Here is a 23,060-nt window from a genome sequence, read left to right as displayed (position 1 = left end):
CGCTCAGCCCTCCAGAGTGCCGGCGGCGTCTTTGATCGCCTGACGGATGCGATGGTAGGTTGCGCAGCGGCAGATGTTTCCTGTCATCGCGGCGTTTATGTCGTCGTCCGTCGGCTTCGGCGTGGATTGAAGAAGGGCTACGGCCGACATGATCTGTCCGGACTGGCAATAGCCGCACTGCGGGACGTCGATCGCGATCCATGCCTTGCGGACGGCTTCCGCCTCCACTCCGCTTACGGCTTCGATCGTGGTGATCTCAGAGCCTTCGACGGTCGATATCGGGGTGACGCATGAGCGGCGCGGCATGCCGTCGAGATGAACCGTACAAGCGCCGCATTGTGCGATGCCGCACCCGTATTTGGTGCCCATTAGTCGTTCGAAGTCTCGGATGACCCATAGGAGCGGAGTATCGGGATCACCGTCGAAAGTCCTGTTTTGGCCGTTTAAGGTGAAGCTGACCATGGGATTGAGCCTCCGTATTTGCGTACCGCTCATTGTTTTGCATGGGGGTTATCTGGCGCTATTTCTCCGGAGGTCAAAAAAATAATGGGGACACGCGTGGCAACCGGGCGCCGCGTCGGCCCATGCCGACGCGCTGGCCACGAGCCCCGCAAACAGAACGGGCGCGAACGATCGTCCACCGAGCCTGTTCTTCGCGCGCCCTACGTCATGCGAGGTCATGGTTTTTCAACGGCAGCGTGCGGATGCGCTTTCCGGTGGCGGCGAAGATCGCATTGAGGACGGCCGGCGCAGCGACAGCGATAGTCGGCTCGCCGACGCCGCCCCAGAAGCCACCGGACGGCAGTATGATCGTCTCCACTTCCGGCATCTCGGCCATGCGCAGAACCTCGTAGCTGTCGAAGTTCTCCTGCTCCATGCGGCCGCCATTGACGGTGCACTCGCCGTAGATGCAGGAGGAAAGGCCGTAGACGAAGGAGCCCTCGACCTGCCGCTCCACTTGTGCGGGGTTGACGACATGACCCGGATCGGTGGCCGCTACGATGCGGTGGATCCTGAGCTGCCCGTCGGTGACCGAAACCTCCGCTGCCGCCGCCACATAACTGCCGAAACCCATGATCTGCGCCAGGCCGCGGTGAACGCCGGCCGCGGGCGGGGTGTCCCAGCCGATCCGTTCGGCAACCGCCTCCAGCACGGCGAGATGCTTCGGATGCTTGGCCATCAGCTTGCGGCGGAAGGCGAGCGGGTCGACGTCGGCCGCATGGGCGAGCTCGTCCATGAAACACTCGACGTAGAGCGCGTTCTGGTTGAGGTTCACGCCGCGCCAAAAGCCTGGCGGGATCGGCGGGTTGCGCATGGCATGGTCGACAAGCAGATTGTCCACCGTATAGCCAAGCGCGCCTTCCGTGCCGGCGAGGACGAGGCCCTGAAAGACCACCGGGTCCATACCGTTCTGCATGCCTTCCGGGCGCACCGCGGCAAGGATCGACTGGCCGGATATGCGCATGTGCAGTGCGGTCAGGTTGCCGTCCGGGTCGAGCGCGCCCGTCAGGCGGCATCGCGTGGTCGGGTGATAGGCGCCGTGCAGCATATCCTCTTCGCGCGACCACATGAGCTTTACCGGCGTTCCCGGCACCTGCTTGGCAATGCTGACCGCCTGGCGCACATAATCCTGGAAGTTGCCGCGCCGGCCGAAGCCGCCGCCGAGATGGATCTTGTGCACCTCGCATTGCTGCACCGGCAGGCCGGCGGCTTCGGCCGCTGCAGCAAGGCTCGCCTCGCCGTTCTGGGTCGGTACCCAAACCTCGCAGCGCTCCGGCGTATAGAGCGCCGTCGCGTTCATCGGCTCCATCGTCGCGTGGTTCTGATAGGGGAACGCATAGGTCGCCGTGACCGTCCGGCCGGCTGCGGACAGGGCAGCACCGGCGTCACCTTGCTTGGCGCCGATGAAGGCGTCATTTGCGCCGAGCCCCTCTTCGAGCATCGCCGCGATCGACGCGCTGGTGACCTGCCTGTTGGGACCTTCGTCCCAGACGACCGGCAAGGCGTCGAGAGCGGTCTTCGCCCGCCACCAGGTGTCGGCGACAACCGCAACGGCGGTCTCGTCGACCTGAACGACGGTGCGCACGCCGGGCATGCCTGCGACCGCCGCCGCGTCGAAGCTCTCCACCTTGCCGCCGAAATACGGGCAGGCCCGGATCGCCGCGTTGAGCATGTTCGGCAGCTTGAGATCGACGCCATAGACCTGGCTGCCGTTGAGCTTGTCTGCCGTGTCAAGCCGCGGCAGCGGCTTGCCGGCTATGGTCCAATCCTTCGGGTCCTTCAGCGTGACATTGGCGGGCGGCGTCATGTGGGCGGCGGCGGCGGCCAACTGTCCATAAAAGGTGGCGCGATCCGATGCCGCATGCGTGACAATGCCCATCCTTGCGGCGCATTCGCTGGCCGGTACGCCCCATTCGGCGGCCGCGGCGGCAATCAGCATCTCGCGCGCAACGGCGCCACCAATGCGCACGTATTCATGCGATTCGCGGATGCCGCGGCTGCCGCCGGTCGAGAAATTGCCCCACACGCGGTCGCGCGCGAGGTTCTGGGCCGGCGACGGATATTCGGTCGTGACCTTGGACCAGTCGCAATTCAGCTCCTCGGCGACGAGTTGCGCCAGGCCGGTCAGCGTCCCCTGCCCCATCTCGGAACGGGCGATGCGGATGACGACCGTATCGTCGGGCCTGATCACCACCCAGGCATTGATCTCCGGCGCCGTCTCGGCGCCCTCGGCAAGTGCCGGCTTGATGAACGGCACGTTGAATCCGAGGGACAGGCCGCCAGCCGTGGAGGCCGCGCCGATGATGAAGCTGCGGCGGGAGATGGAAATTATGGCGTTCATGACTATTCTCCTCAACCGCGCTGCGTGGCTTCGCCGCTTTTGGCGGCCAGCTTGATCGCGGCGCGCACCCGGTTGTAGGTGCCGCAGCGGCAGATATTGGTGATCTCGGCGTTGATGTCCTCGTCCGCAGGGTTCGGGTTCTGCATGAGCAGACCCGCCGCGGCCATGATCATGCCGGCCTGGCAGTAGCCGCATTGCGGCACGTCGAGCGCCAGCCAGGCCTGCTGGACCGGATGTGAACTGTCCGGCGAAAGCCCCTCGATGGTGGTGATTTGCTGGTCCGGCTCGACCGCGCTCACCGGAAGCACGCACGAGCGCGTGGCGACGCCGTCTATATGGATGGTGCAGGCGCCGCAGGCGGCAACGCCGCAACCGTACTTCGTCCCGGTAAGCCCAATCTGCTCGCGGATCACCCACAGCAGCGGCGTGTCCGGATCGACCTCGATATCACGGGGCGTGCCATTGATGATCAATCTGGCCATTGTACAATCCTTTCGATCAAAGGCTGGCGAGGACCGCCGACCGGCTGCCGCCGGCATGGTCTGGCGGCAAAGGCCGGAAGTCCCGGCTAGCGACGAGGCCAAGTTAGGCGGAAGCTGTCGCAGAACCTTGTCCCGAACACCGGCAGTTCATCGCAAGCTGTCGCAGGCGCAGCGCTCTGATACACTTCGTTACACTTCTCACGTTTTGTTGATGCCCGGCGCGATTGCAGCGATGGTGCGGAAGGTGATCATCCGTGTAGACGCAAACTAGATATCGTCGATACTGGCTGACTATTCAGTGGCGGCCTTGGAGCATTGCATGGAAGTGGCGCAGCACATCGCGGTCGTCGACGACCACCGGGACATCCGCGACCTCGTGGGGAAATATCTCACCCAGCAAGGTTATCGCGTCAGCGTCGCCGACAGCACGGCCGCGCTCAAGCGGCTGCTCGACCGGAGCCTGCCCGATCTCATCGTCCTCGACGTCATGATGCCTGGCGAGGACGGCCTTGCGGCCTGCCGCCACGTGCGCGGGACGGTCGACGTTCCTATCATCTTTCTTACCGCCATGGCCGAGGAGATCGACCGGATCGTCGGCCTCGAGATCGGGGCCGACGACTACCTGACGAAGCCGTTCAATCCCCGGGAACTGCTGGCGCGGATCAAGGCCGTGCTCAGGCGCGTCCACAGCCTGCCGCCGCAGCGCGGTCGTCTCAAATCGACCGCGCGGCGGTTCGACCGCTGGACGCTGAATGTAGGCCGCCGCGAGCTGGTCGGGCTCGACGGCGTGGCGGTCGCGCTCAGCACGGCTGAGTTCCGCCTTCTCACCGCCTTCATCGAGCATGTCGGGATCGTGCTCAGCCGGGATCAGCTGCTCGACCTCACGGTTGGGCGCACGGCCGACGGTTTCGACCGGGCCGTCGACAACCAGGTGAGCCGGCTGCGCAAGAAGATCGAGGCGGACCCGAAGAGTCCGATGCTGATCAAGACGCACTGGGGCGGCGGCTACTGCTTCACGGCCGAGGTGGCCCAGGCATGATGCTGTTGTGGAGACGCAGCCTGGCGGCCCGCTTCCTCATGCTGGTGCTGCTTGCGCTCGCCCTGTCGCAGGCTATCACCTTCCTGATCTCGTGGGACGAGCGCGGACAGGCCCTGCACGCGGCGGCCAAAGGCGAGTTCGTTAGCCGCACGTCCTCGCTTGCGCTTCTGCTGGACACCACGCCGCCCCCGCTTCGGCCCGACATCCTTAACGTCAGCGGCACGGCCTATACGCGTTTCTGGACCTCCGATAACGGACCGAACAATCCGCTCGCCTGGCAGCAGGAAGCCTTCACCGAGTTCGCCAAGCCGCTGCCAGGGATTGCCGGCAAGTATGCCGCCTCCATGAACGGGCAGGCCTCGACCGCAGTCAAGGCAGCCGACCCTTCCGTGCCGCCGCGCATGCTGGATTTGTCCGGCAATGGCAGGCCCTTCTCTCGGCCGGCCAAGTTTCTTTATATGGACGCCGCCCCAAACGGCATGGGCCTTTCCGTCCGCCTCGAGGACGGCACCTGGTTGAATGCCGCCTACGCCAAGGCGATGCCGAACGCCTTCTGGACGACGCAATCGGCAATATCGCTGGCGCTCACCGCACTCATCCTGTCCGCCATAGCGATTTTCGGGGCGCAGGCAATCGCGCGTCCGCTGCGACGGCTCGCCAATGCCGCTGAACTGTTCGGACGCGGCGAGGCCGTGCCGCGGCTGCCGGAATCCGGGCCGGACGACATCCGCCAGACCGCCGAGGCGTTCAACCGCATGCAGGAGCGCCTGCAGCGCTTCGTCGAGGACCGCACGCGCATGCTGGCGGCGATCAGCCACGACCTGCGCACGCCGCTGACCTCGCTCCGGCTGCGCGCGGAATTCGTCCAGGATCACGATCTCCAGGAAAAGATGCTGAAGACCATCGAGGAGATCCAGTCGATGACGGAAGCAGCGCTCGCCTTCGCGCGCGAGGACGCCGCGGTTGAGGAGACGCGAACAGTCGATCTTTCGGCGCTGGTCGGCAGCCTCTGCGACGATCTCGCAGAGCTAGGCCAGAACGTCACCGTCAGCGACGGGCCAAAGGTGCTGTACCGCTGCCGGCCGGACTCCCTGCGCCGGGCAATCCGCAACCTCGTCGAAAATGCCGTCCGCTACGGCGAGCAGGCCAAGGTGAGCCTAGTCCGGAGTGCCGAGAGCCTGGACATCGTAGTCGAGGACGCCGGGCCCGGCATTCCGCAAGGCGACATGGAACAGGTGTTCGCCCCCTTCTTCCGCCTGGAGCAGTCGCGCAACCGGGAGACCGGCGGCGTCGGGCTCGGCCTGTCAATTGCCCGCGCCATCGCCCGTCACCATGGCGGCGACATCGTGCTGGAAAACCGGAGCAACGGCCTTCGTGCGGTCATCCGGCTGCCGCTCATCGACATGGCCAAGCAGCTTGCGCCGGCGCCCGTGCCTGACACGAAACCTCCGACAGGATTGCGATCCCGAAACCGTCCGGCGATCGGAACTCCCGCGCTGCCGCGGCATAATTAGATCATCGCTGTCGCAACGAAGGACAAGTCACGACCGGCATCCCCCCGCGCCTCTTCGACCCAGCCGCCGCTCTCGCTGCTGAGCGGCTGGTCCTGCCGGAAGCTTCCGGCCACCAGCAAAGCCCCTCCCCCAACGTTCCGCAGAGGTCATCCGATGAGCCATTCACAAGCCACGACACGCAACCACGTTATTTCCGTTGGAGTTGCGACCGCATCCCTGGCGACGTCCATCACGCGAGCGTGTCCGTCCCTGGCTGCGCTCTTGGCAGCCGGCGGTCTGCTGTTGCCGGGCGCCGCTTCCGCGCAGCAGGCCGACGGCGAGCGGCTGTTCCGGCAGCGCTGCGAGGCCTGCCACAGCCTTGAGCCCGGCCAGAACAGAGCCGGCCCGCATCTGTCGGGCGTCGTCGGCCGCACGGCCGGCAGCGTCGAGGGCGCCCGCTATTCGGCCGCGCTGCGAGAGTCTGATATCGTCTGGGATGGCGGCACCCTCAATACCTTCCTCGCGGCGCCACGCCAGATGGTTCCGGGCACGTCGACGACAGTGGGCGTTCCCAACGCCGCCCAGCGTGCCGCGATCGTCGGCTATCTGGAAGGTGCGGTCGCGCAATAGTGTCCGCTGATGAAACCAACGTGCGTGCGTAGCCCTGTTCAATCGACCTGCCCAGAGTATCCGCGAAGCTGTGAGTACCGGCGGATCTGCTCAGGGGTAAGCAATTCGGCCATCTCGAGATGATAGCGCAGGTGCGCTGCCCGTAGCGCGCCCTGCACCTCGGCTATGGCTTTTGTCATTTCAGCGAGGTGCGCCGACGTCATCTTTCGTTCGGAAAACAAGCGGTCCAGTTCGGTCTCTTTCTCGATGACTAGTCTTCCGAGCGAGATCGTTTCTGCCTTCATCTGATCCAGCAGGGCCTTGATCCGCAACGCCTGTTCATCGGTGAGGCCAAGAGCATCCCAGAGTTCGAGGACATGTGATGGACCCGGATAGGAATTGAGTTCGGCCGCCAGCGCCAGACCCATCCCTCGCCCGGCCAAAAGATCAGCCATCTGCTCGCCCGAGAGCGCTTTCACGCGGCATTTCTCCATCCCGGAATAAGACGAAGTGGCTGGATCCTTTCCTTCAGCGGCCTTGTGATGGTTGATGCTGCCATGCTGCTGTGCCATCCCGTAAGGGACGGCAAGAAAAGTCAGCATGAGGGACAGCACGGCAATGCGGTTCATCGAGCGATCTCCGGCGTTTCTTCTTGCGACGTTTGACACAGCCGCAGGAACTGAAACATGATTGCGATCATGTCGGATCTCCTCTTCGAGCGATTCCTTGAACTCGCGGAACGCGAGCAATCTCTCCCTGCCGCCAGCGTCCTGTTTCGTATGGACGACCCGGTGCTGTCGCTCTTCCTGGTTACCGCAGGAGAACTGCGCCTTGTCCGGGTACTTCCTGACGGGTTCCAGCTGACGTTGCAGCGTGCCGGCTCCGCTTCGATCCTGGCCGAGGCTTCGCTGTTTGCGGACCGGTACCATTGCGATGCGTTGGCAGCCGAGGCATCGATGGTGCGCGCCGTGCCGATCACCAGGGCCATGGCGGTGCTCGAAAGTGATCGTGAACTGGCCTCTGCACTGTTGCGACACTTGGCAGGCGAGGTTCATCGGACGCGGACACGAGCCGAGATATTATCCCTGAAATCCGTCGCGGCGAGAGTTAGTGCCTGGATGGCATGCAACGGCGGCGTCTTGCCGCCCAAGGGACGTTGGCATCACGTTGCGTCGGAGATCGCCGTTACGCCGGAGGCGTTTTATCGGGAGCTTGCCTGTCGGCGATGATGTGCCGCCACAATGCGGCTCATCGTGCGGAGGATTCCCGCCGCGCGAAGACGCGGTTCAGCTCGTCGTGGCGACGGCGCATGTCGTCCGGCCAGCGCGACTTGATGTAGGACAAAGCCGCGATGATTTCGGCATCGGTCAGGATTCCCCCGAAAGCTGGCATCCGCGTTTTGTAATCCTTGAGGTTGGCGGCTTCAGCAACGCCGAGTTTAGTTATCCTGAAAAGCAGCGTGTCCGGGTGGTGCCAGGTGTGACCGCTTTCGTCGTGCGGCGGCGCCGGAAGGAATCCATCCTTGTCCTGCGCTTTCCACTCGGGTTGACCTTCGAGGTTCCTGCCATGGCAAGAGGCGCAATGCGCCACGTAAACGGCCTCGCCGCGCGCGATGACACTGGCATCGTCGGGCTTGAGGATCCCGCCCGACTTACCGCCGAAAACAAGAACCACACAGACCGCCACCAAGGCGGCGAGAGCAAGCGTAAGCGCCAGCTTTCCAATCACCCTACGATCCCCTGTGTCACCGCTTCAACGACCGAGTTCGGTCCAGTTCGCGCCGCCGTCGGTGCTGGCCAGGATGTCACCTTGGTGAGACGCGACAAATATCCGATCCTTGTCCGTTGGATCGACCGCGAGGTGCAGCAGGATTCGGTCACTAAAGCCGCTGGAAAGGGGCGCGAAGTTCAGAGCAGCCTCCGCGGAACGGACAAGTCCTCGTCCCACCACGAACGCGTAGACGGAACCGTCGGCCGTCACCTCAACGAGACTGACTGGCGCGCCATCGACGATCGTTTCCCAAGTTTGACCCCCGTCCCTGCTGACCGACAGGCCTCCTTCAGTCGCGGCGTAAATCGTGTCGGCGTCCTTTGCCGATGCGGCGAGGTCGATCAGCTTTTCGGGCAGCGGTCCAACCACCGACCATGTCTTCCCGGCATCGCGGCTCACCTGTAGGCGGCCATAGGCGCCGTAGAGAACCTGAGGATCGGCCGAGCTGACCGTCATCTGGTGAAAGTCGACCGGGCCGTCTGCTCCCGGCGAAACCTGATTCCAGGTAACGCCGTTGTCGGCTGAGGCGATAAACCCGAGATTGCCCCCACCCGCCGGGTGCCCGCTGGCGTAGAGCGACCTCGGGTCGGATGGGTCCGGCGTGAACCCCATAAAATCCTGCACCGGCGAAATGAGCTCTGCCTTTCCGTCCGACCCGGCGCGAAAGAGGCCGTGGTGGGTCGCTATCAGGAGCTTGCCGGAATTCTCCCTATCTACGGCCAGCCCGTGGATGTGGGTATGCTCCTTCAGTTGCGAAACCGAGACGGCCTCGGCTCCTGCAGCCGATCCGGTCGACGTCGCCGCAATCAGACTCGCGACGAAAATTCCCAGGAGTTGTTTCATCTCGCCGCCTCCAACTTCGCCCTTGCATCATGACAGGCATGATATCAGGGCCGGGATTTCGGTGCATCTGACAAGTCTGCGCAGCCCAGCCCGCCGTCTGACCGACGCGGAGCCGGGTCGCGCAATTGCGCCGCCGATGTCAAGGTCGCCGCGACCGCTTTGTTGCAGTGCAACCAAAAGTGAACGCAACTGCCTGCTGCGATGTCCACGATTTCGGTTTTACATCAGGCCGAGCACTGCTCCGGCGACGACCAGATAACGCGAGATCTTCGCGACTGCGACGATTGCGACAAAGCTCCATAGCGGCTCGCGCAAAACCCCAGCGACCACAGTCAGCGGATCGCCGATGATCGGCATCCAGCTTAACAAGAGCGACCATCTTCCATAACGGCGATACCAAGTCATGGCGCGGTTGAGCGTCGCGGGGCGCAGCGGAAACCAGGGCCTGTCCCGGAAGCGTTCGATCCCTCGACCAAGCCCCCAGTTCACTGCAGAACCCAGGACGTTGCCCGCGCTGGCGATAACAACCAGCATTGCGGGCGAGAAGGAGCCCATAGCGAGGAGCCCTGCAAGGGCGGCCTCCGACTGCGCCGGAAGGATGGTTGCCGCGGCGAAGGCAACAAGAAACAGGCCGCCGTATACGGCAAACACATCCATCTATGTTTCGCTTTGCGGAAAGGCTTCAGGGTTGCACATCGATCACGACCATCAGTCCGCCACCGCCCTTCTCTTCGACATTGTTGTTGGTCGTATGATGCCCGATATGGCAGTGGATCAGCCATTTTCCTGGGCGACGTGCCTGCCAGACGACATCGTAGCGTTGCCCTGGTCCGACGTTGACTGTGTCGGCGAGGAAACGCGCCGTCTCCGGGATAGTCTCGCCGTCGCGGGCGACAACTTCGAATGGACCGCCATGGATATGCATCGGATGGATAAACCCATTGTTGGTGCCAATGAAGCGCACCTTCAGAGTTTCGCCGACCTTCATCCTGATCGTGTCCGTTGACGGATAGGCGCGGCCGTTGATGGTGAAATAATTCGGCTGCCCTCCGTCCATCGGCATCGACGGAAAAGTCAGGCCCTCCCGCATCAGCCATTCCTGAAGCTGAATAACATAGTCGCGGTCTGCCGCAATCTCGTCCTGGGGATTGGCGGGGTCGATGATCAGTGCGCCGTAGAGTCCGAGCGCCTGCTGGCGGTCGACATGGTCATGCGAGTGATAGAAGTAGGTCCCCGATTGGCCCGCTGTGAATTCATATCGATAGCTGCCGTCGGGCGGGATCGGCTCCTGCGTGATCTCGGCCGGGCCATCCATTTCGTTCGGCAGGATCAAGCCGTGCCAGTGCAGGGTCGTGCTCTCCGGCAGGCGGTTCGTGACGTTGATGCGCACCCGGTCGCCTTGCCGGATATGCAGCCGCGGGCCCGGAACCTGACCGTTGATCGCATAGGCATCGACTTTCACGTCCGGCAGGATCGCCCAGCGGATGACCGAGGTTTCCAGGTCGAACACCTTCACCCCGTTCTCCGTCCTGGCTTCCAGTTCCCGGTCGCCGCGAACTTCCAGGCCATGGCTGGCCGTGATCAGGCGAGGATGCACGGCGGCCATGTCCAGCATCGCTGCAGCCGGCGTGTCGCGGTCCATGATCATGCCGGGTGGCATGATGGCGCCGCCGACGTCTCGCGCGCTGAGCGTGAGGTTCACCCAATTGGCCGGAGCGATCATGCCGAGCGCCAGCGCCAGTACGGACACGCCGCCGAAGGCCGCGAGTTGCGGTACAGTTGCATCCGGTTCCATGCCGTGACCGCCATGCGGATCACGCGAGCCGCCATTGTCATGGGAGGAGCCATGGCCGGATCCATGATAGCCGGCCCCCGGATGACCGCCTTGGCTGCCATGTCCGGGGTTGGCATGTTCGTGGAGGCGCGCGTGAGGGTGATTGTGCCCCGCCATCCCGGCTTCCGAGCCGTCATACGCGTGCTCGCGCCCGCCTACCGCCCTGTCGAATTCCGGTTCGCGTTCGGTCATCAGCCCGTGCTTCAGGCCACGGGCCACCATCCATACGTTGGCAGGATATGCGGTGATGAATCCAACGATCACGCCGAACGACATGACACCCCAGAACAGGAGCTCGGTCGGCTCCATGGCCCGCATGTCGCTGCCCATCATGAGGAAACTCATGACCGGCGCCATGCCCGCCATCATAAAATTCATGCTGATGAATTCCGGCATGAAGCTCTTGCGGACATTCTCCCAATAGGTGCCGCCCATCATCGATTTCATGAACAGCGACTGGAAGATGAACAGGCCGAATGCGAATCCGGCAACATACTCAACGATGAGATCAATCCACATCGGCAGCCCAAGCGCAGCGGTGATTGCCGCCGCGAGGATGATGCCGGTGGCGTCTCCGGCCACACAGTGGATCGTCGAGCCGACGCCTTGCTTCCAGAGCGGCTTGGTGAACGCCTCGTGTTCGCCCGGCCGCGGCTCCTTGTCGGCCAGCACGTAAATCAGCAGCCCCAGCGGTCCCATATAGAGCGTGACCAGGATGAAGCCCCATTTCATCACCACGGGTTCGGGATTGTTCCGGAACTGATCCCACGCCACGTAAGCCGTGCTGAGGGCCGCTAGAACGAACCAGACTGCAAGAAAGTAGTCGACGGGCTGTACGAACACTGAAGAACTCCTGTCGGTTTTCTCTCCACTGACGTAGGGCGACGGACTGTTTCGGCCGCCTCCTTGAACGCGCCGCGTCATAGGCCGCTCCCCTGGAACTCCGGAGATGATGTTGGCGGCGAAACCATGCGTAACCCTTCCAGTTGCTGGAAGGTCAAGTTGCCGTCCAGCCATCGCCGATCCGTCGTTTCCAAGAAAGTCAACCGAGAATGAGTTCCATGGGCGTTCTCGCTGCTTGACTCCTCGCTTTTTTCGCGGCAGTTTTCGATCAATAGGTCAGACCAATTTACCGATCCGAGATCAGCCGGATGATTCTGTTGAAGTAGAACTGGGTGACAATGCCGATCCAGACCGTTGAACCGCGTCGACTTTACCGACAGATCGCCGATCAGCTCAGGCAGCTGATCGACGCGGGCGAATTCGCAGTCGGCGATCGCCTGCCGACCGAGCGCGAACTGGCCGATCAGCTTGGCATCTCCCGCCCGACCGTCCGTGAAGCGCTGATCGCGCTCGAGGTCGAGGGGCGCATACGCATTCGCGTCGGCTCCGGCATCTACGTTACCGACCGGCCGCGGGCCGAGGTTTTGACGGCAGAGATGGATGAAGGCCCGTTCGAGCTGTTGCGGGCACGCGAGTTCATAGAAGGGGCGATCGCCGCCGAAGCCGCCCTCCATGTTCGGCCAATCGACATCAAACATATGGACGACGTGCTGCGCCGCATGGAGGACATACCACACCCGACCAAGATGACGATCGCGCTCGACCGAGAGTTCCATACGATGGTGGCGGGCATTCTCGGAAACGCCGTCTTGGTGCGCTGCATCGGCGAGCTTTTCGACCAGCGCATGAACCCATATTTCGAACGCTTGTCGAGCTATTTCGAGAACAGGGATTCCTGGCGGGTCGCCGCGGAGGAGCATCGCGCGGTGCGCGACGCGATCGCGGCGCGTGACCCTGAACGGGCCAAAACCGCCATGCAGCAACATCTACGTCAGTCGCAACTGAGATTCTCACGCAATTTCGGTGAGAAATCCGCAGCCAGGGAGGTCGCGGAATAGAGCATCTGACCCAAAAGTGGGAACCGGTTTTGGGAAAAACACATGCTCAAACCTAGAGGTCTAGCAGCCGACCGGGAGAATCCAGTCGGTACAGTCAAAATCCATTCACAGGGAGGAATATGATGTTGAGGAAATACGCCGTTCTGCTCGGCACGATCGCCGCAATCGCTCTGCCCATGGCTTCGGCCTCTGCACAAACCGCGCTGAAATGGGCCCACGTCTACGAAACGTCCGAACCCTTCCACACGGAGGCCGTATGGGCGGCGGAAGAGATCAAGAAGCGCACCGACGGCCGCTATACGATCGACGTCTTCCCGGCTTCGCAACTCGGCAAAGAAGCCGACATCAACCAAGGGCTGACCCTCGGCACGGTCGACATCATCATCTCCGGATCGAGCTTCGCCGCCCGTGAATTCCCGCCGATCGGCGTGACCTACTTCCCGTTCACTTTCCGCGACGCCGATCACCTGCTAGCTTATACCAAGAGCGACAAATACAAGGAATTGACCGGCGGCTACGAAGAGGCGTCCGGCCACCACATCACGGCGACCACCTACTACGGCACGCGTCACACGACCTCCAACCGGCCGATCGAAAAATGCGCCGACATGCAGGGCCTGAAGATCCGCGTACCTGATGTGCCGGCCTATCTCGCCATGCCGCGCGCCTGCGGCGCCAACACCGCGCCGATCGCCTTCGCCGAGGTCTATCTCGCCTTGCAGCAGGGCACGGTGGAAGCGCAGGAAAACCCGCTGACGACCATCGACGCCAAGAAGTTCTACGAAGTGCAAAAGCACATTATCCTGACCGGGCACATCGTCGATCATCTCAACACGATCGTGTCGCAGTCGCGCTGGTCCCAATTGTCGGACGAGGACAAGGCGATCTTCACCGAGGTGATGCAGGAAGCCGCCGCGCGAGCGACAAAGATCATCGTCGACCGCGAGAAGGCCCTGGTTGAGACCTTCAAGGAGCGCGGACTCACCGTCACCGAAGTCGATCGCGCCGATTTCGAAAAGAACGTGATGGAGAAGGTGACGTTCGAGGAGTTCGGCTACCGCAAGGAAGACTGGGAGGCGATCCGCGCCGTCAAGTAACCTGCATCAATCCGGGCCCGGCGCGACAAGCGCGTCGGGTCTGTTGAGCCCGCTGTCCCAACAGTGTCCGGAGCTTGCCGATGACCCAAGAAGTCCACACCCAGGTAACCCCCGAAGAACTGGTGCATGCATTCGAGGAAGAAACGCCGCCCGTCGATCTGTCGCGATACGCGGTGGAGGACTGGGTCACGCTCGCCGTGTTCTGGGGCATGTCGCTCTGCGTGTTCCTGCAGTTCTTCACGCGCTACGTCATGAACAACAGTTTTGCGTGGACCGAGGAGATTGCGATCAACTGCCTCGTCGTCGTGGTCTTCCTGGGCTCGGTCATGTGCACGCGGACCACGCGCCACATCCACGTCGACGTGCTCTATCATTATCTCCCCGCTGGGGCGGGGCGCTACCTGGCGCTCGCGGTCAATCTGATTACCATTTGCTTCTTCGCCTATATGTCCTGGCTCCTCTGGCGCTATGTCGGGATCGTCCACCGCGAGCGGATGGTCACCGTCAACCTGCCGCGCAACGTCGTCTTCTACGCTGTCTTCGCCGGTTTCGTGCTGATGATGCTGCGCGCCATCCAGGTATTCATCGGCAACATCCGCCGTGGCTACTCGGCGCTGGAGCGCCCGGCCGCGTTCGATGGACTGGGGGAATAGGCCATGCTGCTTCTGATCGGAGCCTTTCTCGTCCTGATGCTGGTCGGCGTGCCCGTCGCTGTGTCGATGGCGATGTCGTCGCTGCTCTACCTTGTCTTCTATGGCGTGGCGCCCGACATCATAGCCGCGCAGCGCATGATCGCCGGTGTCGAGAGCTTTCCGCTGCTTGCCGTGCCGTTCTTCATCTTCGCCGGCAATCTCATGAACATCGCCGGCGTCACCGGGCGGATCTATTCCTTCGCGCTGGCGCTTGTCGGCTGGATGAAGGGCGGCCTTGCGCAGGTGAACATAATCGGTTCGGTGGTCTTCGCCGGCATGTCGGGGGCAGCCCTTGCCGACGCTGCCGGCATCGGCACCATCGAGATCAAGGCGATGAAGGACCACGGTTATCCCGTCGAGGCGGCCGTCGGCGTCACCGCGGCGTCCTCGACGCTCGGCCCGATCTTCCCGCCCTCGCTGCCCTTCGTCATCTACGGCATGATGGCCAACGTCTCGATCGGCGCGCTGTTCATGGCCGGCATCCTGCCTGGCGTCGTCATGACTGTGCTGATGATGGTGACGGTCGCGATCTTCGCCCACCGTCGGGGCTGGGGGTCGGATACGCCGTTCAAGTTGAACCGGCTCGCCGCCGCCTCGATCGAGGTGGCCGTCGTGTGCTGCTTTCCGCTGGCGGTTTATGTCCTTGTCCAGATGGGATTGTCGCTCAATATTGCCGTTGGCATCGCGCTCGTCGTCCTTATCGCCTGCGACTGGTATTTCGATTTCTCCGCCGTCATGGCGCTCATGACACCGATCATCCTGATCGGCGGCATGACCATGGGCTGGTTCACGCCGACCGAAGCGGCCATGGCCGCCGTCATCTGGTCGTTGTTTCTGGGGCTCGTGCGCTATCGGACGATGACACTTTCAGCCCTCGCCAAGGCCAGTTTCGACACGATCGAGACGACCGCGTCGGTCCTTTTCATCGTCACCGCAGCGTCGATCTTCGCCTGGTTGCTCACGGTCAGTCAGGCGGCGCAGCTGTTCTCGGTCTTCATCACATCGCTGACCGAAAACAAATGGGTGTTCCTGATCCTGGTGAACATCCTGATGCTGGTAGTCGGCTGTTTCCTCGACACGATCGCTGCGATTACCATCCTTGTGCCTATCCTCCTGCCGATCGTGGTTCTCTACGGGATCGATCCGGTGCATTTCGGTCTGATCATGACGCTTAATCTGATGATTGGTCTCCTCCACCCGCCGCTCGGTATGGTGCTGTTCGTCCTCTCGCGGGTCGCCAAGCTGTCGGTCGAGCGTACGACCATGGCAATTCTGCCCTGGCTCGTCCCGTTGATCGTCGCGCTGATCCTGATCACCTTCATCCCCGCCATCACGCTATGGCTGCCGACGCAAATGGGACTGATCCGATGACCGGCAGCGCAGTCGCCGCGACGCTGTTCGGCCCCGAGGATCTGCGCGTCGTCGAGTATCCGCTCGGCTCCCTCGCACCGGGAATGGTGCGCGTGCGCTTCGGCGCAGGCGGCATCTGCGGTTCCGACCTGCACTATTTCCGCCATGCGCGGACCGGCGATTTTGTCGTGACATCGCCGCTCGTGCTCGGCCACGAGGTCGCCGGAGAGATCGTCGAAATCAACGCGGACGCGCCCGGACTTGCCATCGGTGATCGCGTGGCGGTCAACCCATCGCGCTGGTGCGGACAATGCGCGCGATGCGCGGAGGGCCGCCCCAATCTCTGCGAAAACATCTATTTCATGGGTTCAGCGTCGAAAACGCCGCACATGCAAGGCGGTTTTGCCAGCGTGTTTGATGCCACGCCGGCGCAATGCATCAAGGTTCCGCATGGTATCGCCTACCAGGCAGCGGCACTCGCGGAACCGCTCGCCGTCAGCCTGCACGCTGTGGCACGGGCCGGCGACATTGCCGGCCGCTACGTCATCCTGTTCGGCGCCGGCCCCATCGGGCTCCTGACCATGCTCGCCGCCAGGCTCAAGGGATGTGGCGAACTCACCGTCGCCGACATAGTAGAGGCGCCGCTCGCCTTCGCCACCAAACTTGGAGCGGACAGGACGATTGACCTGTCCGGCGGCGGCGACGAGCTCAAGGCGCTCGCGGCCGACAAGGCGATCGATGTCGCGTTCGAGATTTCAGGCACCGCAGCGGGCCTCGCGGCGGCGATCGCCAGCGTCCGGCGCGGCGGCACGGTCGTTCAGGTCGGCAATCTTCCGGGTGGTCAGATCCCTGTGGCGGCCAACGCGGTGATGGCCAAGGAGATCAATCTGAACGGCACGTTTCGTTTCGGCGCGGAATTCAACCAGGCGGTCGATCTCATCGTCGGCGGGAATATCGACGTCCTGAAGCTGGTGACCGCCGAACGCCCCCTTTCCTCGGCCCGCGATGCGTTTGCCCTGGCCGCCGACCGCTCGAAGAGCGTCAAGGTCGTGCTGACCGCTGACTGAGGGTTTGCCCAGCGCCTGCCATCAGCTGTTATTAACCGTTCCCAGACTCAGCGCGCCGGCCCCGTTTCCTTCCTGTCCGCCTGCTTGCGCGCCCGCGCAAACTGCAGCCCGGCGACGCCTGCGGTCGCAGCAAGCGCCAAGCCGATCGGAATGAGGCTCGAGGGCTGGTCGGCCTTTCTGAGCACGGCCACCACGTCATATCCGACATCCAGCCCAATGCGCTTGGCGTAGGATCCGAAATCGACATTGCTGATCATCAGCGCGTCGCCCGCTTGCGTGATGGTAAGACCGATGCCGCGCAGCCGCTCCAGCGGTTCGCCCGGCTCGCCGAGCGGGACGTTGACAGTTTTGCGTACATCTTCGCCCATGAGGTCAACACCCTCGACGACGAAATTGATGCGGCCGTCGGCCGGCGCCTGCCCGACCGCCGACAGGAACTCGCTCGCCGGCAATTCCTCGTAAGGCGGCGACACCCGATTGAGCCACCAGTCCGGCCGAAACAGCGTGAAGCAGATGAGAAGCAGGGCCGCACTTTCCCACAGACGGCTTTTCGTCACGAACCAGTTCATCGTGGCGGCCGAAAACAGCAGGATGGCGATCAGCGAAACCGTCGCCACCCAGATCGTTTGAGGCCAGGTGTCGACTCCGATCAGCAGGATCGCCGGATTGAAGATGAAGACGAACGGCAGGATCGCCGTACGCAGCGAATAGAGCGCACCCTGGAAACCTGTGGCAATCGGATCCTCCTTGGAAATCGCCGCCGCCGCGAAGGCCGCCAGCCCGACGGGCGGGGTAATATCCGCCATGATGCCGAAGTAGAAGACGAACAGGTGAACCGCGATCAGCGGGATTGGCAATCCGGCCTGCGCACCGAGATCGACCACGACCGGCGCCATCAGCGTCGCGACCAGGATGTAGTTTGCGGTGGTCGGGATACCCATGCCGAGCACAAGACTGATCGCGGCGATCAGGATCAGCATCAGGATGACGTTGCCGCCGGAGATTAACTCGACGAGTTCCGTCATCATCAGGCCGAGACCGGTCAGCGTGATCGTGCCGACGACGATGCCGGCGGTGGCCGTGGCGATACCGATGCCGATCATGTTGCGGGCGCCGAGCGCCAGCCCGTCGATCAGGTCGTCCCAGGCAGCCCGTATTGAGGCGGCGAGGTTTTCGTTACGGAATACCGCCATCAGCGGCTTACGCGTCATGACGATGCCGAGAATCGAGACCGTTGCCCAGAACGCCGAGAGGCCAGGCGACATCTGCTCGACCATCAGGCACCACAGAAGCACGGCGATCGGGATGAGGAAATCGAGCCCGGTCCGCGTGACGTCCCAGGCGCGCGGCAGTTCCAGGATTGGCGCGTTCGGATCGTCCAGTGCTAGGTCCGGATAGCGGGAGGAATACCAGACGGAGGCGACGTAGAGAGCCACGCCAGCGATTGCGAGCACCGGCGGCGCGGTCCCACCCAAGACAGCCTGGATAGCAACGATGCCGTAATAGACGATACAGACGGCGAGAACGCTGCCCGACAGTCCCAGTCCCATCCGCAGCATTCGTTCTCTTGCCGGCGTCGGACGCTGCGGGATCGTCTTCAGGTCCATCTTTATCGCTTCGAGGTGAACCATGTAGAGCAGTGCTATGTAGGAAAAAACCGCCGGCAACAGCGCGTGCTTGACGATCTCCGAATAGGGAATGCCGACATATTCGACCATCAGGAAGGCGGCCGCACCCATGACCGGCGGCATGATCTGGCCATTGATCGAGGCCGCGGCCTCGATGGCGCCCGCCTTGACGCCGGAAAGGCCGGTGCGCTTCATCAGCGGGATGGTGAAGATGCCGCCTGAAACCACATTCGAGACGGACGAGCCGGACACGACGCCGTTGAGAGCCGATGAGACCACCGCGACTTTCGCCGGGCCGCCGCGCAAATGGCCGAGCAGCGCGATCGAGATCTGCATCATCCAGTTGCCGGCGCCGGCCTTTTCCAGAAGCGTACCGAACAGGACGAAGAGAAAGACGAAGCTGGTCGATACGCCAAGTGCAATCCCGAAGACGCCTTCGGTGGTCAGCCATTGATGATTGAGAAATTTGTTAAGTGATGCGCCGCGATGTTGAATCACGTCCGGCATGTACTGGCCGGCAAAGGTGTAGAAGATGAAGAAACATGCCACGACCACCATCGGAAGGCCGAGCGCGCGGCGCGTCGCCTCGAGGAGCAACAGGATGCCAACGGTGCCGGTAACGAGATCGAGCGTGGTCGGCTGGCCCGGGCGCCCGGAAAGCTGGACGTAGAAGAGAAAGAGATAGGAACCGGCAAACCCGCCGACCACGGCCAGCACCCAGTCAAGCAGCGGCACACGATCGCGGGGGGAGGATCTCAGCGCCGGATAGGCGAGGAACGTCAAGAACAGCGCGAAGCCGAGGTGAATGGCGCGCGCTTCCGTATCATTGAGGATGCCGAACCCGAACACGAACGGCAAAGGCGAAGCGTACCAGAGCTGGAAAAGCGACCAGGCAACTGCAACCCAGAGCAGGATTCGAGCGACTGTTCCGCTCGGATGCCGGCCACCCGTATCAGCCTCCGCGACAAGCTGTTCGAGCTCTTCGAGATCGACGCCGGCCGGTTGTTCTTTCACTTCGCTCAATGACGCCTCCTGTTGCGGATGGCCCCGGCGGGTCCGCTGAACCCGCCGGACTGTCGTCAGATCACGAAGCTTACTTCAGCCAGCCCTTCTCCTTGAAGTATTTTTCAGCGCCCGGATGCAGCGGCGCGGAATTCCCCTCAGACACCATCTTGGCCGGATCGAGATTGGCAAAAGCCGGATGCAGCGACTTGAACTCGTCGAAATTCTCGAACACCGCCCTGGTCAATTGATAGACGCTCTCGTCGGGAACCTTGGCCGAGGTGACCAGCGTGGCGAGCACGCCGAAAGTTTCGGTATCGTCGGGATTGTTGGCGTAGAGCCCGCCCGGGATCGCCGCCTTGGCGTAGTAGGGATTTTCTGCGACCAGCTTATCCACGACTTCCCCGGTCAACGGCACCAGCTTGGCAGCGCAGGTAGTGGTCGGATCCTGAATGTTCGCCGAGGGATGGCCGACGCCGTAGAAGAACCCGTCGATCTTGCCGTCGCAAAGCGCCGGGCCGTGCTCGTCAGCTTTCAAATCCGATGCGAGCGAAAAGTCGGCCAGCGTCCAGCCCATCGCGCCGAGCAGACGTTCCATGGAGGAGCGCGTCCCGGAGCCCGGATTGCCGACGTTGAAGCGCTTGCCCTTGAAGTCCTCGAATTTCGTCACGCCGGCATTCGGATGCGCCAGGACCGTGAACGGCTCCGGATGAATCGAGAAAACCGCGCGCAGGTCGGTATGGGCGCCACCGTCCTTGAAAGATTCCAGCCCCTTGTAGGCGTTATACTGGACGTCGGACTGCGCCATGCCGAAGTCGAGTTCGCCTTCCTTGATCGTGTTCACGTTGAATGCCGATCCGCCGGTCGATTCGACCGAGCAGCGGATGCCGTGTGTCTTGCGGTCCTTGTTGAGCAGGCGGCAGATAGCACCGCCGGCAGCATAATAGACGCCAGTGACGCCACCGGTCCCGATAGTAACGAAGTTCTGCTGCGCCATTGCGCTGGCCGAAAACAGCAGCGCGGCCGACAAGGCGGCGATCTGCGCTCCGAGGCGTGCAGTCCGGGCATGTTTCATCTGGTTCTCCCTTGGTACTTTGCGTGCCGTCGCGGCCGTCCGGTGTTCGGTGTCAAGGCACGTCGATGCATGCTACGATTGTTGCGCTTTATCAATCAAGGGAAATGCTTGTTACAATGAATACGCGGGAGATGGGTTTCGACGCGCTTCTGGCGCGCATATTGGCCGAACTCCCCGAACTGAGCTCAGAACTGCGCAAGGCGGCGCGATTCCTGGTCGATCATCCCGACGAAGTGGCGCTGGTTTCCATGCGGGTTCTGGCCGCGCGATCAGAGGTGACACCGACAACCTTCGTGCGATTGGCACGGCGGCTGGGCTTCGGCGACTGGGCGGCGCTGCGCAAGCCGTTCGAGGACCGGCTGCGCTCCGGCAAGGCGCCTTTCGCGGCAAGGGCCGATGCGCTTGTCAAGCGCGGGTCGGAGGCGATTTTCGCGGAATCGCTGAGGACGACCGTCGCCAATCTGGCGGCGGCCGAAGCGGCCAACGGCAGCGAAGAAATAGCAAGGGCCTGCGCGATACTGGAGAAGGCACAGCGCATACGCGTCGCGGGGTTCCGAAGCTGCCGCGCGCCCGCCCACGCGCTCGTCTATCTCTGTCGGATGTTTCGGCGCGACGTCACGCTGCTCGGCGGCGACGGCGGTGCGATCGAGGCGGAACTCGCAGCGCTTGGAAAGAGGGAAGCGGTCGTCGCGATCGGCTTTTCGCCCTATTCGCGTGAACTCGGGCCGGTGATGGAGGCTGCGCAACGACACAGCGTTCCGATTGTCGCGATCGTAGACAGCATGGCTGCTCCGATCGCGCGGCATGCCGACGTCACTTTGCGATTCTCTACCGACAGCCCGTCCTTCTTCCCGTCGGTAGCCGCAGCTATGGCTATCGTGGAAGCGCTGGCTGCAACGATGCTGGCGCGCAGCGGGCCGGCCGCCGCGGCTCGTGTCAGGGAGACGGAACTGGAGTTACAGGCGTTCGGTGCCTACCTGCCGGAATGAAGAGCACTGGCGCTATGCCACTGCAGCGTCTATCGCGTCGCCGAGCCGTTCAACAACCGCATCGATTGCTGCGGCGTCTATGATGAAGGGCGGCGCAAGCAGCACATGATCGCCGCGCACGCCGTCGATCGTGCCTCCCGCGGGATAGACCAGCAGTCCGCGCGCCATCGCCTCGCGCTTGACGCGCGCATTTAGTTTGCGGTCCGGATCGAACGGCTCTTTCGACGAACGGTCTTCGACCAGCTCAAGCCCCATGAAAAGGCCACGCCCGCGAATGTCGCCGATATGGGCATGGTTGCCGAACCGTTCGCCCAGTCGCCGTGAAAGATGTGCTCCCATCGCCCGAACATTGGCGAGCAGATCGTCGCGAGCGATCACCTCCTGGACGGCAAGCGCCGCCGCGCAGGCCATCGGATGGCATATGTAGGTGTGGCCGTGCTGGAAAAAGCCGGAGCCTTCGGCGAAAGCGTCGAAGATGCGGCGCGACAGCAGCACCGCACCGATGGGCTGATAGCCTCCGCCGAGGCCTTTGGCGATTGTCATCAGGTCGGACGCGACACCGTCCTGCTCGCAGGCGTGCAGCGTTCCGGTGCGGCCCATGCCGCACATCACCTCGTCGAGGATGAGGAGCACACCGTAGCGGTCACAGATTTCGCGGATGCGCCCGAAATAGCCAGGAACGGCCGGCACCGCTCCTGCTGTCGCGCCGACGACAGGTTCCGCGACGAAGGCCATGACAGTGTCCGGACCGAGTTCGAGAATTTTATCCTCGAGCGCCTGGGCGGCGCGCAGGCCGTAGGCCTCCTCGCTCTCACCGGCTTTCTGGAAGCGGTAGGCATAGCATGGCTCGATGTGATGCGTGTCGATCAGCAACGGGCGGAATTGGGCGCGGCGCCACTCATTACCCCCGGCAGCGAGAGCGCCGAGCGTGTTGCCGTGATAGCTCTGTCGGCGGGCGATGACGTTTCGCCGCTCGGGCTTGCCAGTTTCGACGAAAAACTGCCGTGCCATCTTGAGCGCCGCCTCCACCGCTTCGGAGCCGCCGGACACGAAATAGGCATGGGTAATACCTTGCGGCGCGCCAGCGACGAGCTTGTCGGCCAATGTCTCGGCCGGCTCGTTGGTGAAGAAGCTGGTGTGGGCATAGGCGAGCTTGTCGGCCTGTGCGTGGAGCGCGGCCGTCACGTCGGGATGGCTGTGGCCAAGGCAGGAAACCGCCGCGCCGCCTGAAGCGTCGATATAGGCGCGGCCATCGCGGTCGAAGAGTTCGATACCCTTGCCGCCTATCGCGACGGGCAAAGTCGCATGTATCTGGCGATGCAAGATGTGTGTCATGCTTTCCCTCGA

At 63.0% G+C, this 23,060-nt stretch carries 21 protein-coding genes; 10 read left to right on the top strand and 11 right to left on the bottom strand.

Annotated elements, in window-relative coordinates:
* Positions 1-3: 3 nt before the first annotated feature.
* The 3 genes from NKH12_RS12010 to NKH12_RS12000 all read right to left on the bottom strand — a co-directional run bounded on the left by NKH12_RS12010 (position 4) and on the right by NKH12_RS12000 (position 3,324).
* The gene (locus tag NKH12_RS12010; RefSeq protein WP_352953302.1) at positions 4-462 is read right to left on the bottom strand and encodes a (2Fe-2S)-binding protein; all 459 of its coding nucleotides are present in this window, start codon (positions 460-462) and stop codon (positions 4-6) included.
* A gap of 205 nt (positions 463-667) precedes the next feature.
* Positions 668-2,842 carry a xanthine dehydrogenase family protein molybdopterin-binding subunit gene (locus tag NKH12_RS12005; protein ID WP_352953301.1) on the bottom strand — a complete coding sequence of 725 codons (2,175 nt, stop codon included), beginning with the start codon at positions 2,840-2,842 and terminating at the stop codon, positions 668-670.
* An 11-nt stretch (positions 2,843-2,853) separates the two neighbouring features.
* The gene (locus NKH12_RS12000) at positions 2,854-3,324 is read right to left on the bottom strand and encodes a (2Fe-2S)-binding protein (protein ID WP_352953300.1); all 471 of its coding nucleotides are present in this window, start codon (positions 3,322-3,324) and stop codon (positions 2,854-2,856) included.
* 319 nt (positions 3,325-3,643) lie between these two features.
* On the opposite strand from NKH12_RS12000, the gene NKH12_RS11995 reads away from it, so the two are divergent.
* From NKH12_RS11995 to NKH12_RS11985, 3 genes are all read left to right on the top strand, one after another.
* Entirely contained in the window at positions 3,644-4,363 is a 720-nt protein-coding gene (locus tag NKH12_RS11995; protein ID WP_352953299.1) for a response regulator, read from the top strand.
* A complete protein-coding gene (locus tag NKH12_RS11990) occupies positions 4,360-5,877 on the top strand; it encodes an ATP-binding protein (RefSeq protein WP_352953298.1) in 1,518 nt (505 codons plus the stop codon). Before NKH12_RS11995 ends, NKH12_RS11990 begins: the two co-directional genes overlap by 4 nt.
* A gap of 261 nt (positions 5,878-6,138) precedes the next feature.
* Complete coding sequence (locus NKH12_RS11985) at positions 6,139-6,486, top strand: c-type cytochrome (RefSeq protein ID WP_352953297.1); 348 nt, start codon at positions 6,139-6,141, stop codon at positions 6,484-6,486.
* Between the two features lie 38 nt (positions 6,487-6,524).
* Here NKH12_RS11985 and NKH12_RS11980 read toward each other — a convergent pair whose 3' ends face one another.
* Positions 6,525-7,094: a Spy/CpxP family protein refolding chaperone gene (locus tag NKH12_RS11980; protein WP_352953296.1), complete on the bottom strand. Its 570-nt coding sequence runs from the start codon at positions 7,092-7,094 to the stop codon at positions 6,525-6,527.
* A 57-nt stretch (positions 7,095-7,151) separates the two neighbouring features.
* Between NKH12_RS11980 and NKH12_RS11975 the strand changes: the two genes are divergently transcribed.
* The gene (locus tag NKH12_RS11975; RefSeq protein ID WP_352953295.1) at positions 7,152-7,694 is read left to right on the top strand and encodes a Crp/Fnr family transcriptional regulator; all 543 of its coding nucleotides are present in this window, start codon (positions 7,152-7,154) and stop codon (positions 7,692-7,694) included.
* A gap of 19 nt (positions 7,695-7,713) precedes the next feature.
* Here NKH12_RS11975 and NKH12_RS11970 read toward each other — a convergent pair whose 3' ends face one another.
* The 4 genes from NKH12_RS11970 to NKH12_RS11955 all read right to left on the bottom strand — a co-directional run bounded on the left by NKH12_RS11970 (position 7,714) and on the right by NKH12_RS11955 (position 11,755).
* Positions 7,714-8,193 carry a c-type cytochrome gene (locus NKH12_RS11970; RefSeq protein WP_352953294.1) on the bottom strand — a complete coding sequence of 160 codons (480 nt, stop codon included), beginning with the start codon at positions 8,191-8,193 and terminating at the stop codon, positions 7,714-7,716.
* 24 nt (positions 8,194-8,217) lie between these two features.
* Positions 8,218-9,078: a WD40/YVTN/BNR-like repeat-containing protein gene (locus NKH12_RS11965; protein WP_352953293.1), complete on the bottom strand. Its 861-nt coding sequence runs from the start codon at positions 9,076-9,078 to the stop codon at positions 8,218-8,220.
* A gap of 219 nt (positions 9,079-9,297) precedes the next feature.
* Positions 9,298-9,735, bottom strand: coding sequence for a YqaA family protein (locus NKH12_RS11960; RefSeq protein ID WP_352953292.1), 438 nt, complete (start codon positions 9,733-9,735; stop codon positions 9,298-9,300).
* 25 nt (positions 9,736-9,760) lie between these two features.
* Complete coding sequence (locus NKH12_RS11955) at positions 9,761-11,755, bottom strand: multicopper oxidase domain-containing protein (RefSeq protein WP_352953291.1); 1,995 nt, start codon at positions 11,753-11,755, stop codon at positions 9,761-9,763.
* A 338-nt stretch (positions 11,756-12,093) separates the two neighbouring features.
* On the opposite strand from NKH12_RS11955, the gene NKH12_RS11950 reads away from it, so the two are divergent.
* The 5 genes from NKH12_RS11950 (at position 12,094) to NKH12_RS11930 (ending at position 17,019) form a co-directional block, all read left to right on the top strand.
* Entirely contained in the window at positions 12,094-12,813 is a 720-nt protein-coding gene (locus tag NKH12_RS11950; protein ID WP_352953290.1) for a FadR/GntR family transcriptional regulator, read from the top strand.
* A 122-nt stretch (positions 12,814-12,935) separates the two neighbouring features.
* Entirely contained in the window at positions 12,936-13,910 is a 975-nt protein-coding gene (locus NKH12_RS11945; RefSeq protein ID WP_352953326.1) for a sialic acid TRAP transporter substrate-binding protein SiaP, read from the top strand.
* 80 nt (positions 13,911-13,990) lie between these two features.
* Positions 13,991-14,563: a TRAP transporter small permease gene (locus NKH12_RS11940; RefSeq protein ID WP_352953289.1), complete on the top strand. Its 573-nt coding sequence runs from the start codon at positions 13,991-13,993 to the stop codon at positions 14,561-14,563.
* Positions 14,564-14,566: 3 nt separating this feature from the next.
* The gene (locus NKH12_RS11935; RefSeq protein WP_352953288.1) at positions 14,567-15,973 is read left to right on the top strand and encodes a TRAP transporter large permease; all 1,407 of its coding nucleotides are present in this window, start codon (positions 14,567-14,569) and stop codon (positions 15,971-15,973) included.
* Positions 15,970-17,019: an L-idonate 5-dehydrogenase gene (locus NKH12_RS11930; protein WP_352953287.1), complete on the top strand. Its 1,050-nt coding sequence runs from the start codon at positions 15,970-15,972 to the stop codon at positions 17,017-17,019. Before NKH12_RS11935 ends, NKH12_RS11930 begins: the two co-directional genes overlap by 4 nt.
* 47 nt (positions 17,020-17,066) lie before the next feature.
* Here the strand turns inward: NKH12_RS11930 and NKH12_RS11925 are convergent, their stop codons facing one another.
* Together NKH12_RS11925 and NKH12_RS11920 are read right to left on the bottom strand one after the other, a co-directional pair.
* Positions 17,067-19,559: a TRAP transporter permease gene (locus NKH12_RS11925; protein WP_352953325.1), complete on the bottom strand. Its 2,493-nt coding sequence runs from the start codon at positions 19,557-19,559 to the stop codon at positions 17,067-17,069.
* A 181-nt stretch (positions 19,560-19,740) separates the two neighbouring features.
* Positions 19,741-20,724, bottom strand: coding sequence for a TAXI family TRAP transporter solute-binding subunit (locus NKH12_RS11920; protein ID WP_352953286.1), 984 nt, complete (start codon positions 20,722-20,724; stop codon positions 19,741-19,743).
* A 116-nt stretch (positions 20,725-20,840) separates the two neighbouring features.
* On the opposite strand from NKH12_RS11920, the gene NKH12_RS11915 reads away from it, so the two are divergent.
* Positions 20,841-21,713, top strand: coding sequence for a MurR/RpiR family transcriptional regulator (locus NKH12_RS11915; protein WP_352953285.1), 873 nt, complete (start codon positions 20,841-20,843; stop codon positions 21,711-21,713).
* A gap of 12 nt (positions 21,714-21,725) precedes the next feature.
* Here the strand turns inward: NKH12_RS11915 and NKH12_RS11910 are convergent, their stop codons facing one another.
* Entirely contained in the window at positions 21,726-23,048 is a 1,323-nt protein-coding gene (locus NKH12_RS11910) for an aspartate aminotransferase family protein (RefSeq protein ID WP_352953284.1), read from the bottom strand.
* Positions 23,049-23,060: the final 12 nt, after the last annotated feature.

Origin of the sequence: Mesorhizobium sp. M1322, from assembly GCF_040318085.1 — a bacterium.
GTDB lineage: Bacteria > Pseudomonadota > Alphaproteobacteria > Rhizobiales > Rhizobiaceae > Mesorhizobium.
The sequence above is the reverse complement of the archived record's forward strand: the minus strand, read 5'-3'. Positions and strand labels throughout refer to the sequence as shown.

Coding starts and splice junctions, on each gene's coding strand:
- NKH12_RS11960 (WP_352953292.1), bottom strand. CDS start 9,735: ATGGATGTGTTTGCCGTATACGGCGGCCTGTTTCTTGTTGCCTTCGCC.
- NKH12_RS12010 (WP_352953302.1), bottom strand. CDS start 462: ATGGTCAGCTTCACCTTAAACGGCCAAAACAGGACTTTCGACGGTGAT.
- NKH12_RS12000 (WP_352953300.1), bottom strand. CDS start 3,324: ATGGCCAGATTGATCATCAATGGCACGCCCCGTGATATCGAGGTCGAT.
- NKH12_RS11990 (WP_352953298.1), top strand. CDS start 4,360: ATGATGCTGTTGTGGAGACGCAGCCTGGCGGCCCGCTTCCTCATGCTG.
- NKH12_RS11920 (WP_352953286.1), bottom strand. CDS start 20,724: ATGAAACATGCCCGGACTGCACGCCTCGGAGCGCAGATCGCCGCCTTG.
- NKH12_RS11950 (WP_352953290.1), top strand. CDS start 12,094: ATGCCGATCCAGACCGTTGAACCGCGTCGACTTTACCGACAGATCGCC.
- NKH12_RS12005 (WP_352953301.1), bottom strand. CDS start 2,842: ATGAACGCCATAATTTCCATCTCCCGCCGCAGCTTCATCATCGGCGCG.
- NKH12_RS11940 (WP_352953289.1), top strand. CDS start 13,991: ATGACCCAAGAAGTCCACACCCAGGTAACCCCCGAAGAACTGGTGCAT.
- NKH12_RS11910 (WP_352953284.1), bottom strand. CDS start 23,048: ATGACACACATCTTGCATCGCCAGATACATGCGACTTTGCCCGTCGCG.
- NKH12_RS11915 (WP_352953285.1), top strand. CDS start 20,841: ATGAATACGCGGGAGATGGGTTTCGACGCGCTTCTGGCGCGCATATTG.
- NKH12_RS11935 (WP_352953288.1), top strand. CDS start 14,567: ATGCTGCTTCTGATCGGAGCCTTTCTCGTCCTGATGCTGGTCGGCGTG.
- NKH12_RS11980 (WP_352953296.1), bottom strand. CDS start 7,094: ATGAACCGCATTGCCGTGCTGTCCCTCATGCTGACTTTTCTTGCCGTC.
- NKH12_RS11995 (WP_352953299.1), top strand. CDS start 3,644: ATGGAAGTGGCGCAGCACATCGCGGTCGTCGACGACCACCGGGACATC.
- NKH12_RS11945 (WP_352953326.1), top strand. CDS start 12,936: ATGTTGAGGAAATACGCCGTTCTGCTCGGCACGATCGCCGCAATCGCT.
- NKH12_RS11975 (WP_352953295.1), top strand. CDS start 7,152: ATGATTGCGATCATGTCGGATCTCCTCTTCGAGCGATTCCTTGAACTC.
- NKH12_RS11965 (WP_352953293.1), bottom strand. CDS start 9,078: ATGAAACAACTCCTGGGAATTTTCGTCGCGAGTCTGATTGCGGCGACG.
- NKH12_RS11930 (WP_352953287.1), top strand. CDS start 15,970: ATGACCGGCAGCGCAGTCGCCGCGACGCTGTTCGGCCCCGAGGATCTG.